14 protein-coding genes are annotated in these 14,211 nt (G+C 71.1%); 8 read left to right on the forward strand and 6 right to left on the reverse strand.

Going from position 1 to position 14,211, the window contains the following annotated elements:
• Positions 1 to 149: 149 nt before the first annotated feature.
• From AB0L89_RS24275 to AB0L89_RS24295, 5 genes are all read left to right on the forward strand, one after another.
• Entirely contained in the window at positions 150 to 944 is a 795-nt protein-coding gene (locus AB0L89_RS24275) for a lysophospholipid acyltransferase family protein (RefSeq protein WP_365145170.1), read from the forward strand.
• Positions 945 to 969: 25 nt separating this feature from the next.
• Positions 970 to 2,217, forward strand: coding sequence for a DUF5931 domain-containing protein (locus AB0L89_RS24280; RefSeq protein ID WP_365144413.1), 1,248 nt, complete (start codon positions 970 to 972; stop codon positions 2,215 to 2,217).
• A gap of 80 nt (positions 2,218 to 2,297) precedes the next feature.
• Positions 2,298 to 2,942 carry a response regulator transcription factor gene (locus tag AB0L89_RS24285; protein ID WP_365145173.1) on the forward strand — a complete coding sequence of 215 codons (645 nt, stop codon included), beginning with the start codon at positions 2,298 to 2,300 and terminating at the stop codon, positions 2,940 to 2,942.
• A gap of 175 nt (positions 2,943 to 3,117) precedes the next feature.
• On the forward strand, positions 3,118 to 4,146 hold the full coding sequence (locus AB0L89_RS24290) for a 6-phosphofructokinase (protein WP_365144416.1): 1,029 nt from the start codon (positions 3,118 to 3,120) through the stop codon (positions 4,144 to 4,146).
• Positions 4,147 to 4,254: 108 nt separating this feature from the next.
• Positions 4,255 to 5,259, forward strand: coding sequence for a 2-hydroxyacid dehydrogenase (locus AB0L89_RS24295; protein WP_365144419.1), 1,005 nt, complete (start codon positions 4,255 to 4,257; stop codon positions 5,257 to 5,259).
• Here the strand turns inward: AB0L89_RS24295 and AB0L89_RS24300 are convergent.
• Positions 5,205 to 7,091, reverse strand: coding sequence for an anthranilate synthase family protein (locus AB0L89_RS24300; protein ID WP_365144422.1), 1,887 nt, complete (start codon positions 7,089 to 7,091; stop codon positions 5,205 to 5,207). The genes AB0L89_RS24295 and AB0L89_RS24300 overlap by 55 nt on opposite strands.
• 111 nt (positions 7,092 to 7,202) lie before the next feature.
• Positions 7,203 to 7,274 (reverse strand): trp operon leader peptide, encoded by a 72-nt coding sequence (locus tag AB0L89_RS24305; protein ID WP_365145176.1) that lies wholly within the window; start codon positions 7,272 to 7,274, stop codon positions 7,203 to 7,205.
• A gap of 159 nt (positions 7,275 to 7,433) precedes the next feature.
• On the opposite strand from AB0L89_RS24305, the gene AB0L89_RS24310 reads away from it, so the two are divergent.
• Together AB0L89_RS24310 and AB0L89_RS24315 are read left to right on the forward strand one after the other, a co-directional pair.
• Positions 7,434 to 8,786 (forward strand): class II 3-deoxy-7-phosphoheptulonate synthase, encoded by a 1,353-nt coding sequence (locus tag AB0L89_RS24310; protein WP_365144425.1) that lies wholly within the window; start codon positions 7,434 to 7,436, stop codon positions 8,784 to 8,786.
• A gap of 152 nt (positions 8,787 to 8,938) precedes the next feature.
• Positions 8,939 to 9,187, forward strand: coding sequence for a bacterioferritin-associated ferredoxin (locus AB0L89_RS24315; protein WP_055700686.1), 249 nt, complete (start codon positions 8,939 to 8,941; stop codon positions 9,185 to 9,187).
• Positions 9,188 to 9,216: 29 nt separating this feature from the next.
• Here the strand turns inward: AB0L89_RS24315 and bfr are convergent, their stop codons facing one another.
• A complete protein-coding gene (gene bfr / locus AB0L89_RS24320) occupies positions 9,217 to 9,696 on the reverse strand; it encodes a bacterioferritin (protein ID WP_055700687.1) in 480 nt (159 codons plus the stop codon).
• Positions 9,697 to 9,861: 165 nt separating this feature from the next.
• Between bfr and AB0L89_RS24325 the strand changes: the two genes are divergently transcribed.
• Entirely contained in the window at positions 9,862 to 10,494 is a 633-nt protein-coding gene (locus tag AB0L89_RS24325) for a sulfite oxidase-like oxidoreductase (protein WP_365144430.1), read from the forward strand.
• 41 nt (positions 10,495 to 10,535) lie between these two features.
• Here the strand turns inward: AB0L89_RS24325 and AB0L89_RS24330 are convergent, their stop codons facing one another.
• The 3 genes from AB0L89_RS24330 to pknB all read right to left on the reverse strand — a co-directional run bounded on the left by AB0L89_RS24330 (position 10,536) and on the right by pknB (position 14,170).
• Positions 10,536 to 11,111 carry a DUF4396 domain-containing protein gene (locus tag AB0L89_RS24330; RefSeq protein WP_365144433.1) on the reverse strand — a complete coding sequence of 192 codons (576 nt, stop codon included), beginning with the start codon at positions 11,109 to 11,111 and terminating at the stop codon, positions 10,536 to 10,538.
• A gap of 92 nt (positions 11,112 to 11,203) precedes the next feature.
• Positions 11,204 to 12,112, reverse strand: a complete 909-nt coding sequence (locus tag AB0L89_RS24335; RefSeq protein ID WP_365144436.1) for a deoxyribonuclease IV — start codon at positions 12,110 to 12,112, stop codon at positions 11,204 to 11,206.
• An 81-nt stretch (positions 12,113 to 12,193) separates the two neighbouring features.
• Positions 12,194 to 14,170: a Stk1 family PASTA domain-containing Ser/Thr kinase gene (gene pknB / locus AB0L89_RS24340; protein ID WP_365144439.1), complete on the reverse strand. Its 1,977-nt coding sequence runs from the start codon at positions 14,168 to 14,170 to the stop codon at positions 12,194 to 12,196.
• Positions 14,171 to 14,211: the final 41 nt, after the last annotated feature.

The raw sequence follows: 14,211 nt of genomic DNA on the forward strand, positions 1-14,211 counted from the left end.
TGGGACGTGGCGGGGGATCAAGGGATCAGGAGAGTTGCGAGGAGTACTTCACCGTACGCGACCGGACTGACACCGACCAGGGTCGTCGGGCCCATTGGCGGCACCCCGGGTTATGGTCTGATCCACAGACACAGGAGGCACTCGGTTTGATCTACGGCGCAATGAAGGTTGCCATCGGAGGGCCGCTGAAGCTCGGCTTCAGGCCCTGGGTGGAGGGCCTTGAGAACGTCCCCGCCGAAGGCCCCGCGATTCTGGCGAGCAATCACCTCTCGTTCTCGGACTCCTTCTTCCTCCCCGCGGTCCTCGACCGCAAGGTCACCTTCATCGCGAAGGCGGAGTACTTCACCTCGCCGGGCGTGAAGGGCAAGCTCACCGCCGCCTTCTTCAAGGGCGTCGGCCAGCTCCCCGTGGACCGCTCCGGCGCGCGCGGTGCGGGCGAGGCGGCCATCAAGAGCGGCATCGAGGTCCTGGAGCGCGGCGAGCTCTTCGGCATCTACCCCGAGGGCACGCGCTCGCCCGACGGTCGCCTGTACCGCGGCAAGCCCGGCGGCCTCGCGCGCGTGGCGCTTGCCACCGGCGCCCCCGTGCTGCCCGTCGCGATGATCGACACCGAGAAGATCCAGCCGCCCGGCAAGGTGGTGCCGAAGCTGATGCGCCCCGGCATCCGCATCGGCAAGCCCCTCGACTTCACGCGCTACCAGGGGATGGAGCAGGACCGCTTCGTGCTGCGCGCGCTGACCGACGAGGTCATGTACGAGATCATGAAGCTCTCCGGCCAGGAGTACGTCGACATCTACGCGACGGCGGCCAAGCGGCAGATCAGCGAGGCGGCGAAGGCGGCCAAGGCCGAGGAGAAGGCCGCCGAGAAGGCGGGCGAGAAGGCGGGCGACAAGGACGACAAGGGCATGGACAAGGTGGGGGACGGGGAACGGCCCGGCTCCTAGCCGCGTCCGTTCAGGGGTGGGGGACATGGCCAAGCGCGAGAGAGTCATGAGGATGTCGGTCGAGCAGCCGCTGTGGCGTGCGCTCACCGCCTACCGCGTCCTGACGATGCTGTACGCGATCGGGCTCTTCGTCGCGGCGCACGACCAGCTCGACCGCCCCTGGGTGGCCATCACCTACTACGCGGTGCTCGCGCCCTGGACCCTGGCCACCCTGCCCCGCGTCGCGAACGCGGCGAGCTGCACCCGGCGCTTCCTGGTCGCCGACCTGACCATCGCGATCGTCGGCATCCTGCTCACCCCGCTCGCCGACTCGCACCAGCGGATCGTCGACGGCGGCCCGACCCTGCCCTCCATCTGGACGGCCGGCGCCGTCCTCGCGTACGCGATCAAGGGCGGCTGGCGGTGGGCGGCCTTCGCGTCGCTGCTCGTGGGCGTCGCCAACGTGGTGCAGCGCGGCGCCTTCAGCCGCGACACCCTGCACAACGTCCTGCTGGTCTGCATCGCCTCCATCGCCATCGGCTACGTCGTGGAGGTGGCCCGAGCCTCCGAGCGCACCCTCGCCCGCGCCCTGGAGATCGAGGCCGCGACCCGCGAGCGCGAGCGGCTCGCCCGAGACATCCACGACAGCGTCCTCCAGGTCCTCGCCATGGTGCAGCGGCGCGGCACGGCCATCGGCGGCGAGGCCGCGGAGCTCGGCCGGCTCGCGGGCGAGCAGGAGGTCGCGCTGCGCACCCTGGTCGCCGGGGGCCTGGTGCGTACCTCGTACGCGTCGGAGGACGCCTCGCAGGGCGCCGTCGTGCGTGCCGTCGAGGTGCCGGACGACGACCCCCTGGCGGGTGACGCGGCGCCCTGCGACCTGCGCACGCTCCTGGCCCCGCACGTCGGGTCGCGGGTGACGCTCTCCGAGCCGGGGGCGCCGGTGCTCCTCGCGCCGGCGGCGGCGAAGGAACTGGCCGCCGCCGTCAGTGCAGCCCTGGACAATGTCCGCAGGCACGTCGGAGCGGACGCCCGCGCCTGGATCCTCGTCGAGGACGAGCCGGACGCGGTGATCGTGACGGTGCGGGACGACGGTCCTGGCATCCCCGAGGGGCGGCTCGCGGAGGCCGAGGGGGAGGGGCGGCTCGGGGTCGCCCTGTCGATCCGGGGGCGGCTGCGGGACATCGGGGGCACGGCCGAGCTGATCTCGGTGCCGGGCCAGGGCACGGAAGTGGAATTGAAGGTCCCGCGCGAACCGGCGCGGGACGCACGGGGGAAGGCGGGAAAGGCACGATGAGCGAGCAGCAGCAGGAACAGGCCACGGCGGGCGCCGCGGGGGAGGCGGCCGGCGGGGCGGCCACCGGCGCGATCAAGGTCATGGTCGTGGACGACCACCCCATGTGGCGCGACGCGGTCGCCCGCGACCTCGCGGAGGCGGGCCTCGACGTGGTCGCCACGGCGGGCGACGGCGAGCAGGCGGTCCGCCGCGCGCAGGCCGCCGCCCCCGACGTCCTGGTCCTCGACCTGAACCTCCCGCTGAAGCCGGGCGTCCAGGTCTGCAAGGAACTCGTCGGCGCCAACCCGGCCCTGCGCGTCCTGGTCCTCTCCGCGAGCGGCGAGCACGCCGACGTCCTGGAGGCGGTCAAGTCCGGAGCCACCGGCTATCTCCTGAAGTCCGCGTCCACCGAGGAGCTGATCGACGCGGTGCGCCGCACGGCCGTCGGCGACGCCGTCTTCACGCCGGGCCTCGCGGGCCTGGTCCTCGGCGAGTACCGCAGGCTGGCCACGGAGCCCGCCGCGGGCACCCCGGACGACCCGAAGGCCCCGCAGCTCACCGAGCGCGAGACGGAGGTCCTGCGCCTGGTCGCCAAGGGCCTGAGCTACAAGCAGATCGCCGAGCGCCTGGTCATCTCGCACCGCACCGTGCAGAACCACGTGCAGAACACCCTGGGCAAGCTCCAGCTGCACAACAGGGTGGAGCTCGTGCGGTACGCGATAGAGCGGGGGCTCGACGACGCGTGAGCCCGCGCGTGCCTCAGGGCGCGTGAGCCGGTGACGCGTACCCCTCGTAAGAGTGAAGACCGCTTGATCAACTCCCTTGTACGGAACGGGAATTGACTGTTCGCCCCGTCCCGGAGTGACCTGTCCCACCATTAGCGTGACTCGCATCAGGTCACTGAGGCGAAGGGACATTTCCATGCGGGTCGGAGTACTGACCGGAGGCGGCGACTGCCCCGGGCTCAACGCCGTCATCCGGGGCGTCGTCCGCAAGGGCGTGCAGGAGTACGGCTACGACTTCGTCGGCTTCCGGGACGGCTGGCGCGGTCCACTGGAGGGCGACACCGTCCAGCTCGACATCCCCGCCGTCCGTGGCATCCTGCCGCGCGGCGGCACCATCCTCGGCTCCTCGCGCACCAATCCGTTCAAGGCGGAGAACGGCGTGCGGCGCATCAAGGAGCAGCTCGCCAAGAACGAGGTCGACGCCCTGATCGCCATCGGCGGGGAGGACACGCTCGGCGTCGCCGCGCGCCTCACCGACGAGTACGGCATCCCGGTCGTCGGCGTCCCCAAGACCATCGACAACGACCTCTCGGCCACCGACTACACCTTCGGCTTCGACACGGCCGTCGGCATCGCCACCGAGGCGATCGACCGCCTGCACACCACCGCCGAGTCCCACATGCGCGTCCTCGTCGTGGAGGTCATGGGCCGCCACGCGGGCTGGATCGCCCTGCACTCCGGCCTCGCCGGCGGCGCGAACGTCATCCTCATCCCCGAGCAGCGCTTCGACCTCGACCAGGTCTGCGCCTGGGTGACCTCCCGCTTCAAGGCGTCGTACGCCCCCATCGTCGTCGTCGCCGAAGGCGCGATGCCCAAGGACGGCGACATGGTCCTCAAGGACGGCACGCAGGACTCCTTCGGGCACGTGCGGCTCTCCGGCGTCGGCGAGTGGCTGGCCAAGGAGATCGAGGGGCGCACCGGCAAGGAGGCGCGCACCACGGTCCTCGGGCACGTCCAGCGCGGCGGCACCCCCAGCGCCTTCGACCGCTGGCTCGCCACCCGCTTCGGGCTGCACGCGATCGAGGCCGTCAAGGACGGCGACTTCGGCAAGATGGTCGCGCTGCGCGGCACGGACGTCGTCCGCGTGCCGATCTCGGAGGCGACGGCCCGTCTGAAGACGGTGGACCCCGCGCTGTACCAGGAGGTGGGGGTCTTCTTCGGCTGACCGGCCCGCGGTGCCCCGCCCGGCGGGGCACCGCCACTCCCCGTATATTCGGCCCTACCGGGCCAACCTCGCGTTATCAGGCCAATCGCGCGATATACGGGAGAAATCGTGGAGATCCTCGCCTTCGGCGTGCAGTCCGACGAGAAGCCGCTGATCGAGAAGGCCTTCAAGGGCCACCACGACGTCCGCTGCCTCGACGTCTTCCTGAACGAGGACACCGCTCCCATCGCCGCGGGCTACGAGATCATCTCCTCCAGCGTCAACGCGACCCTCGACAACCGCGTCCTGCAGACCCTCGCCGCCGGCGGCACCCAGCTGATCGCCCAGCGCTCCACCGGCTTCAACAACATCGACCTGCAGGTCGCCGAGCGCCTCGGCCTGACCGTCGCCCGCGTCTCGTACTACTCGCCCTACTCCGTGGCCGAGTTCGCCTGGACCCTCGCGATGGCCGTCAACCGCCGCATCGTCCGCGCCAGCAACCGCACCCGTGACTTCGACTTCCGCCTCGACGGCCTCATGGGCCGCGACCTGCGGGGCCGCACGGTCGGCGTGCTCGGCACCGGGAAGATCGGCGAGGCCTTCACCCGGATCGCCCACGGCTTCGGGATGCGCCTGCTGGGCTGGGACGTCGCCGAGAACCCCGCCTGCGCCGAGCTCGGCATGACGTACGTCGAGAAGGACCGGCTCTTCGCCGAGGCCGACCTGATCAGCCTGCACGTCCCGCTGCTCCCCGCCACCCAGCACCTCATCGACGCCGCCGCGCTGCGCACCATGAAGGACGACGCGATCCTGGTGAACTCCAGCCGCGGCGGCCTGATCGACACCGAGGCGCTGGTCGCCGAGCTGCGCGCCGGGCGCTTCACGGGCGTCGGCCTCGACGTGTACGAGGCGGAGGCGGGACTCTTCTTCCTCGACAAGTCCCTGGAGGTCGTCGAGGACGACACCCTGGCCCGCCTGGTGACGTTCCCGAACGTCGTGGTCACCTCCCACCAGGCGTACTACACCGTGGACGCCGTCGGACAGATCATCGACGCCACGGTGCAGAACGTCCTGGACTATCAGGCGGGCCGCCGCTCCGAGAACGTCCTCGTCCCCGCCGTGGCGAGCAGCTGACCGACCAGTTCGCGCACGACCGCGGCCCCGCGCAGCGTCAGCACCGACTCCGGGTGGAACTGCACGCCCGCGAAGGACGGCCCGCGCACCGCGTGCACCTCGCCGCTCGCCGCCTCCCTGCTGACCTCGACGTCGTGCGCGGCCAGCTCCGACGCGGCCTCGTCGTCGCAGCGCGCCACGAAGCTGTTGTAGAACCCGACCGTCTCGGCCCGCCCGAACAGGTCGATCCGCGTCTGCGCGCCCTGGTGGGGCACTTCCTTCCGTACGATCTCCAGGCCGAGCTCGGCCGCGATCAGCTCATGGCCCAGGCACACGCCGAGCACACCGTGCCGGTGCCCCCGGATCACCTCCGCCGCCAGCGAGCGCAGGAACCGCATCTTCGGGTCGTCGAGGTCGGACGGGTCGCCGGGGCCGGGCCCGAGCACGACGGGCCCCTCGTGCGCGAGCACCGCCTCCCGCAGCCCCTCCTCGTCGTAGCGCCGCACGGAGACCCGGAGGCCGGACGAGCGCAGGACGTGCGCGAGCATCGCGGTGAACGTGTCCTCGCCGTCCACCACGAGCGCGTGCCCGGTCAGCTCCCGCGTGGGCTCCTGCATCCGCAGCCAGAACGGCGCGAGGCCCGCGCGCCGGCCGTCCAGCGCCGCCCGCACCCGCGGGTCGTCGGCGAGGGCGGCCCGCGCGCCCTCCGCACGCGGGCGCCCCGGCCGCACGCCCAGCGCGGCCAGCACCCCGGCCGCCTTCGCGTGCGTCTCGGCGACCTCGCCCGCCGGGTCGGAGCCGCGCACCAGCGTGGCGCCCACCGGCACCCGCAGCCGGCCGGTCGCGGAGATGTCGGCGGTGCGGATCAGGATGGGGGAGTCCAGGGTCTGCGCGCCGCCCGCGTCCCTGCCGATGAGGGCCAGGGCGCCCGCGTAGTAGCCGCGGCCGCCGGCTTCATGGCGTTCGATGACGCGGCAGGCGTTCTGCACCGGCGACCCGGTGACGGTCGCCGCGAACATCGTCTCCTTGAGGACCTCGCGCACGTCCAGCGACGACTTCCCCCGCAGCTCGTACTCGGTGTGTGCGAGATGGGCCATCTCCTTCAGGCGCGGCCCGATCACCACGCCGCCCATGTCGCCGACCGTGCACATCATCTTGAGCTCCTCGTCGACGACCATCGACAGCTCCTCGATCTCCTTGCCGTCGGCGAGGAAGGCCAGCAGGTCGTCGGCCGTGGGACCCCCGGCCGGGTAGCGGTAGGTGCCGCTGATCGGGTTCATGACGACGGTCCCGCCGGACATCCGCACGTGCACCTCGGGGCTCGCGCCGACGAGCGTCCGCTCGCCGGTGTGCACGACGTACGTCCAGTACGCGCCCCGCTCGCCCACCAGCAGCCGCCGGAAGAGCGCGAGCGCGTCCGCCCTGCCGAAGCCGGGGATCCCGCCCTCGTAGGTGCGGCGGATGACGAAGTTGGCGCCCTCGCCCCGCCCGATCTCCTCGCGCAGGACCCGCTCCACGATGTCCGCGTACGCCGCGTCGTCGACGTCGAAGGCCCCGCCCTCGACCCGTACGTCGTGCGCGGGCAGCGCCGACAGGGCCTCGGCGAGCGGGAGTTCGTGGGTCTCCTCGGGGATGAGGACGGTCAGCGGCGTGCCGTCGTCGCGGACGTCGAAGCCGCGCTCCCTGATCTGCCGGAAGGGCACGAGGGCGAGGCCCTCGGGGATGTCGGCGAGCCGTTCGTACGTGGCCGTCGGGCCGATGAGGATCTCGACCGTGTCGTGGTCGCGGCCCGGGGTGCGGCGGCGCAGCAGGGCGAACGGACGGTCGTCGGAAAGGAGACCGGTCAGCTCCATCGGTTCTGTTCCTTCTCACTCGGAGAGGAACGGCCCGGCTTCCGGGAAAGTCCGGAAAACACTGAAGGCCGCCCCTCGGGCGGCCTTCGCGAGTCTGTGGTGCGCGCAGAGTCAGTGGGCCGCCGGATGAGCGGGCCACCACCAGTTCTGGGTCGTCGTCGGGAACGACGTCTGCGCGAGCATGTGCCGCACCCTACCCGATGCCGGGGCACCACCGGACGGCCCGCGCGGCACCCGGCGCGGCCCAGGGGCGACAGGAACCGGTCACTCCACCGTGTCTGCTCCGTCTCACTTGGTGAGCGGGGGACGGAGAGGCACGCCCGACCCCTTAGGGTTGACCGGGTGACCGTGAACGCTAAGACCACCACGAGTGGTGGCAACACCTGGCGAAACCTGCCCGCGGCGCAGCAGCCCGAGTACCCCGATGCCGAGGCTCTGCGCGATGTGATCGCGGACCTCGAGTCGTATCCGCCGCTCGTCTTCGCGGGCGAGTGCGACCAGCTGCGCGCCCGACTGGCCTCTGTCGCCAAGGGAGAGGCGTTCCTGCTCCAGGGCGGCGACTGTGCCGAGGCCTTCGACGCCGTGTCGGCCGACCACATCCGGAACAAGCTGAAGACCCTGCTCCAGATGGGTGCCGTCCTCACGTACGCGGCGTCCGTGCCCGTCGTGAAGGTGGGCCGCATCGCGGGGCAGTACTCCAAGCCCCGTTCCAAGCCCACCGAGACCCGCGACGGCGTCACGCTCCCGACGTACCGGGGCGACTCCGTCAACGGCTTCGACTTCACCGAGGCCGCCCGCGTCCCGGACCCCGAGCGCCTGAAGCGGATGTACAACGCCTCCGCCTCCACGCTCAACCTCGTGCGCGCCTTCACCACGGGCGGCTACGCGGACCTGCGCCAGGTGCACGCCTGGAACCAGGACTTCGTGAAGTCCTCCCCCTCCGGCCAGCGGTACGAGCAGCTGGCGCGCGAGATCGACAACGCGCTCAACTTCATGCGGGCCTGCGGCACGGACCCCGAGGAGTTCAAGACCGTCGAGTTCTACGCCTCGCACGAGGCGCTGCTCCTCGACTACGAGACGGCGCTGACCCGCACCGACTCCCGCACCGGCCGTCTCTACGACACCTCGGGCCACATGCTCTGGGTCGGCGAGCGGACCCGCCAGCTGGACCACGCGCACATCGAGTTCGCCTCCCAGGTGCGCAACCCGATCGGCGTCAAGCTCGGCCCGACCACGACGGCCGAGGAGGCGCTCCAGTACGTCGAGCGTCTCGACCCCGACCGCGAGCCCGGCCGGCTGACCTTCATCGTCCGCATGGGCGCCGACAAGGTCCGCGACAAGCTGCCCGAGCTGGTCGAGAAGGTCACCGCGTCCGGCGCGACCGTCGCCTGGATCACCGACCCGATGCACGGCAACACCTACGAGGCGGCCTCCGGCCACAAGACCCGCCGCTTCGACGACGTGCTCGACGAGGTCAAGGGCTTCTTCGAGGTCCACAAGGCGCTGGGCACCCACCCGGGCGGCATCCACGTCGAGCTCACCGGTGACGACGTCACCGAGTGCGTGGGCGGCGGCGACGAGATCTTCGTCGACGACCTGCACCAGCGCTACGAGACGGCCTGCGACCCGCGGCTCAACCGCAGCCAGTCGCTCGACCTGGCGTTCCTGGTCGCGGAGATGTACCGCGACCAGTAGTTCTCGCCCGTAGACACGCGTGGGGCGCGGATCCGTGTGATCCGCGCCCCACCGGCGTATCCGGGGCTTTTGCGCGCCCGACGTCGCGGGTAAGGTTAGGTTAGCCTCACCGATCAATCGGGACGGCGCCACCGATAAGTCCTGTCCGGGAGGTGAACCGCGTGTACGTCTGCAACTGCTTCGGGGTCACCGAGGCGCAGGTGAAGAAGCACGCGGCGGACGGGGCCTGCACCCCCCGCCAGATAGCGTCGGCCTGCAAGGCGGGCACGGACTGCGGTTCGTGCGTACGCCGCATCCAGGCACTGCTCGGCCGGGGCGCGTGCCCCCGCCGTGAGCTCGTCGACCAGGGTGAGCCCGCCGTGGCGCTGGCTCCCGAGGCCGAGCTTCCCGAGGCCGCCTAGCCCCGCGGGGAGCTCTCCCCGAGGGCCGCTCAGCCCTCCGGCTGCTCGATGAGCTGCGCGATGTAGAGCGGCTCGCCCAGCTTCTCGACCAGTTCCAGCTGGGTGTCGAGATAGTCGATGTGGTGCTCCTCGTCCTCGAGGATCGACTCGAAGATGTTGGCGGACGTGATGTCGCCCTTGGCGCGCATCACCTCGATCCCGCGCTTGAGGCGGTCGATCGCCTCCACCTCGACCTGTCGGTCGGCCTGGAACATCTCGGTGACCGACTGGCCCACGCGGACATGGAAGAGCCGCTGGTAGTTGGGCAGGCCGTCGAGGAACAGGATCCGGTCGGTCAGCACCTCCGCGTGCTTCATCTCGTCGATCGACTCGGACCGGGTGTACTTCGCGAGCTTCGTCCAGCCGAAGTTTTCCTGCATCTTGGCGTGGAGAAAGTACTGGTTGATCGCCGTGAGTTCGGCGGTCAGCTGCTCGTTGAGAAATTCGATGACCTCGGGGTCGCCCTGCATCGCAGAGGCTCCTTCCGCACGGGTAACTGGGCAGGTAGCGCGCATCCTTGCACCGGCCTTCGGAAGCCGTCCAGTAAGTGCACGCTTAGTAGGAGTTGCCCCGATCCATGCTCCCCGGGGTTCGCCTGGTCACGTCCACCGTCCCGGGTCTGTCAGGATGGAGTCATGGGTCAGCCGGCGGAACGCGCATCTCGACAGGCAGCGGAGCCGGAGCTTCCGCCGGGGCAGCGGCTGCAGCGGGGCTGGCCGGTCACGCACTACGGCCCGGTGCCGAAGTTCCGGCCCGAGCGCTGGGAGTTCAGGGTCTTCGGCGCCACCGCCGACGGCGAGAAGCACTGCTGGACGCACGAGGAGTTCTCCGCCCTGCCGTACGACACGGTGGTGGCCGATCTGCACTGCGTCACGAAGTTCAGCATGCTGGGCGCCGAGTGGGGCGGGGTCCCGGCCCGTACGCTCCTGGAGATCGCCCCGCCCGCGCCGAACGCCACCCATGTGATGGTCTGGGCCGAGTACGGCTTCAGCTCGAACCTGCGGATGGCGGACTTCGCCTCCGACCGCGCGATCTTCGCCACCCACAAGGGCGGCGAACTGCTCACGGCGGAGCACGGTTTCCCGCTCCGCCTCGTGGTGCCCCATCTGTACGCCTGGAAGGGGCCCAAGTGGGTCCGCGGCGTCGAGTACATGACCGCCGACCGCCGCGGCTTCTGGGAGGAGCGCGGCTATCACAACGTCGGCGACCCCTGGCGCGAGCAGCGCTACTCCTACCAGGAAGAGCCCGGGGACGGCCCCGAGCTCTAGTCCTGCGTGCCGCTGTCCGGCCGGCCGGCGGTTCTCGCCGGTCAGTGGTGGTACTGGTGCACCACCGCGTGGCCCTTGCCGCGGCCGATCATCCACTTGTTCACCGGTGTGGTGATCACGAACGCGGCGGCCAGGGCGATGGCGAGGACCCACCAGAACATCGCGTCCGCCAGGTGCGCGTCCATGGCGCCGGGCCACAGCGCGATCACGCCGTTGTCGATCAGCTCCATCACGGCGATGGAGAGGGTGTCGGCGGCGAGCGCGACGCGGAACGCCGTCTTGAAGTCGACGCCGGCCTTGAGGATGCCGCGCAGCGTCAGGGCGTAGCCGAAGGCGAAGGCCAGGATGATCGCGAGGATCATCGTCGGCATGTTCCCCCAGCCGAGCGCGGTGCCGATGACCATGCCGAGCACCTCGCCGATGGCGCACCCGGTGAGGCAGTGCAGCGTGGCCTGCGCCGCCATCCGCCAGCTGACCTTGCCGGTGCCGTGGTGGGCGTGACCCTCATGCCGACCGTGGTGCCCATGGCCCTCGTGGTTCCCGTGACTCTCATGGTTCCCGTGGCCCTCGTGATGCCCATGGTGTTCGTGGTGCTCGGCGTGCGTGTCGTGCTGCATGAGGTTCCCCCAACGTCGGATAGCGGTTCCTGCCGTCTGACAGGAACCGTATACCCCCCAGGGGTATTCCTCAAGGGATCTTCGAAGAGCGGTCAGCGACTCCTGAGCTCCTTCAGGCGCGCCACGTCGGCGGCGTGGCCCTCCTTGCCGCCCGGCGTCTCGATGATCAGCGGCACGCCGTCGGTCGCGGGGTGGGCCATCAGCGCGCGGAAGGGCTCCTCGCCGATGTGACCGGTGCCGATGTTCTCGTGGCGGTCCTTGTGCGCGCCGACCACGTCCTTGGAGTCATTGGCGTGCACCAGCTTCAGGCGGCCCTCGCCGACCGTCTCCACGAGGTGGTCCAGGGTCTGTGCCATGCCGCTCGGGCCCGTCAGGTCGTGCCCCGCCGCGAAGATGTGGCAGGTGTCCAGGCAGACGCCGAGCTTGGGGTGGGCGTCGAGCGCCTCGAAGTACGGCCCGAAGTCCCAGGTGCGGGAGCAGAGCGAGGAGCCCTGGCCGGCGGTCGACTCCAGGAGCAGGAACGGGTCGTCGTCGTGCGTCAGCTCGTCCAGCAGCGGCAGCATGCGGTCCCGCACCTGCTTCAGGGCCACCGCGCGGTCCCGGCCGCCGGTCGCCGAGCCGGTGTGCACGACGACGCCGAGCGCGCCGATCTCGCGGCCCCTGCGCAGCGAGTGGCGCAGGGACTCCACGGACTTCTCGACGGTCGCCTCGGTGTGCGAGCCGAAGTTGATGAGGTAGGGCGCGTGGACGTACGCGGGGATCCGCTCGGCCGCGCAGGCCGCGCGGAACTCCTCGTCCTGCTTCGGATTGCCCGGCGGGGTCGCCCAGCCGCGCGGGTTGGCGACGAAGACCTGGACGGTCTCGGCGCCGAGCTCACGGGCGTACGAGAGGCCGACGGAGGCGAGTCCGCCGGCCACGGGGACATGGCCGCCGACGGGGTTGCGGGACGCCGCGCCGGACGGCGTCCCGAGGGCTGTGCTGGGGGACGTATCGCTGCTCACGCGCTCAAGGGTGGCACGCGCGCGTGAGCGTCCCTCCGGCGGTCCGGCGTCCGCTGGCGCGGCGGCCCCGCGCCCGCCCCGTCAGCGGATCTCGATGGAGATCGTCGACCCCTTGCGGGCCTTGTCGCCGCCCTCCACCGACTGGCTCTTCACCTTGTCGCCGAAGATCCCGAGCAGGCCGCGGTTCTCGTCGACCTCGAAGCCGGCCTTCTCCAGCTCGGCCGTGGCGTCGTCGACGTTCATGCCGACCACGTCCGGGACCTCGATCATCGGCTGGCCCTTGGAGATGGTCAGCGTCACCGTGTCGCCCTCGGCGGCGATCTCGTCGCCCACGGGGTCCTGCTTGACGACGGCGCCCTCGTCCTCGTCGGAGTAGACCCGCTCGGGGGCGACGTCGACCTTGAGTCCGGCGTCCTCCAGCTCGGCGGTGGCGTCCTCCTCGGACTCGCCGGTCACGTCCGGGACCTCGACCTGCCTGCCCTTGCTGACGACCAGGGCGACGGCCGAGCCCGCCTTGCGGGTGAAGCCGGCCCGCGGGTCCGTGCTGATCACGGAGCCCTTCTTGACGTCCTCGCTGAACGACTTGGTGACCATGCCCGGTTCGAGCCCGGAGCCCTTCAGCTCCTTCTTCGCCGTGGCCAGCGGGATGTTCTTCAGGTCCGGGACCTTCACGGTCTCCGGGCCCAGCGAGACGGTCAGCGTCACCTTGCCGTTGTGCCGGATGCGGTCGCCCGCGGCGGGGTCGCTGTCCATGACCGTGCCGCGCTTGTCCGTGTCGCTGTACTTGTGCCTGATGTCCTTGACGTCGAGCCCGGCCTCGTCGAGCCGCTTCTTCGCCTGCGCCTCGGTCTTCGCCAGGAGCGGCGGGACCTCCGTGAACTGGCCGGAGTTGATGTACCAGACGCCGGTGCCGACGCCGAGCACGAGCAGGACGGCGGCTATCAGCGCGACCGTGCGGCGGCGCGGGTCGAAGCGGCGGCGGGCGGCCCTGGACCCGCCGGGCGGTCCGGGCGGTGCCGGCGGCGGGGGAGCGAGGATGCTGGTGCGGTTGAGCGCGTCCTGGCCGCTCTGCCCGGCCCGACCGCTCCGGCCGTCCTCGGCGGGCAGCTCCAGCTGGACGGAGCGCACCGCGCGCGGGATCACGCTCGTGCGGTCCTCGGCGTTGTCGTGCGCCGTGGCGTGCGCCTGCGGCGGCACCGCGTCGAGCTGCTCCTCGGTCAGGGCGGCCCGCGCCTGCCTGGCCTGCGCGAGGAGCGCCACCGCGTCGAAGGGACGGACGTCGGGGGTGCGCGCGGTGGCGGAGGCGACCAGCTCGTCGAGCTCGAAGGCGAGCCCCGGGACGGCCGCCGACGGGGGCGGCACGTCCTCGTTGAGGTGCTGGTAGAGGACCTGGGCCGGGGAGTCCCCGGAGTGCGGCTTGGCGCCGGTCAGCATTTCGTAGAGCACGACCCCGCAGGCGTACACGTCCACGCGGGTGTCCGCCGTGCCGTGCTCGATCTGCTCGGGGGCGAGGTAGGAGACCGTGCCGAGGACGGTGCCCGTCGTGTTCGTGACGGTGTCCACGGCGCGGACCAGACCGAAGTCGGCGACCTTCACCCGGCCGTCGTCCCCTATGAGGACGTTCTCGGGCTTCATGTCGCGGTGCACGAACCCGGCGCGGTGCGCGGCGCCGAGCGCGGCGAGGACCGGCTCCAGGATGTCGAGCGCGGCCCTCGGCTGCAGGGCGCCCCGCTCGCGCAGCACGTCCCGCAGGGTGCAGCCCGCGATGTACTCCATCGCCAGATAGACGTACGACCCGTCCGTGCCCTGGTCGAAGACCCCGACCACGTTCGGATGCGAGAGGCGGGCCACCGACTTGGCCTCGCGGATGAAGCGGTCCACGAAGGAGGCGTCCGCCGCGAGCGTCGGGTGCATCACCTTCAGGGCGAGTACGCGGTCGAGGCGGGTGTCCACGGCCCGGTAGACCGTGGCCATCCCGCCGACCGCGACGCGTCCGTCGATGCGGTAACGGCTGTCGAGCAGCTGCCCGACGAGCGGGTCCTGAAGGGTCGTGTCCACGGAGGGGAGTCTACGAGCAGACACCGACACCCCATCCCGTA

It is taken from the genome of Streptomyces sp. NPDC052114 (assembly GCF_040680155.1).
Classification (GTDB): domain Bacteria; phylum Actinomycetota; class Actinomycetes; order Streptomycetales; family Streptomycetaceae; genus Streptomyces.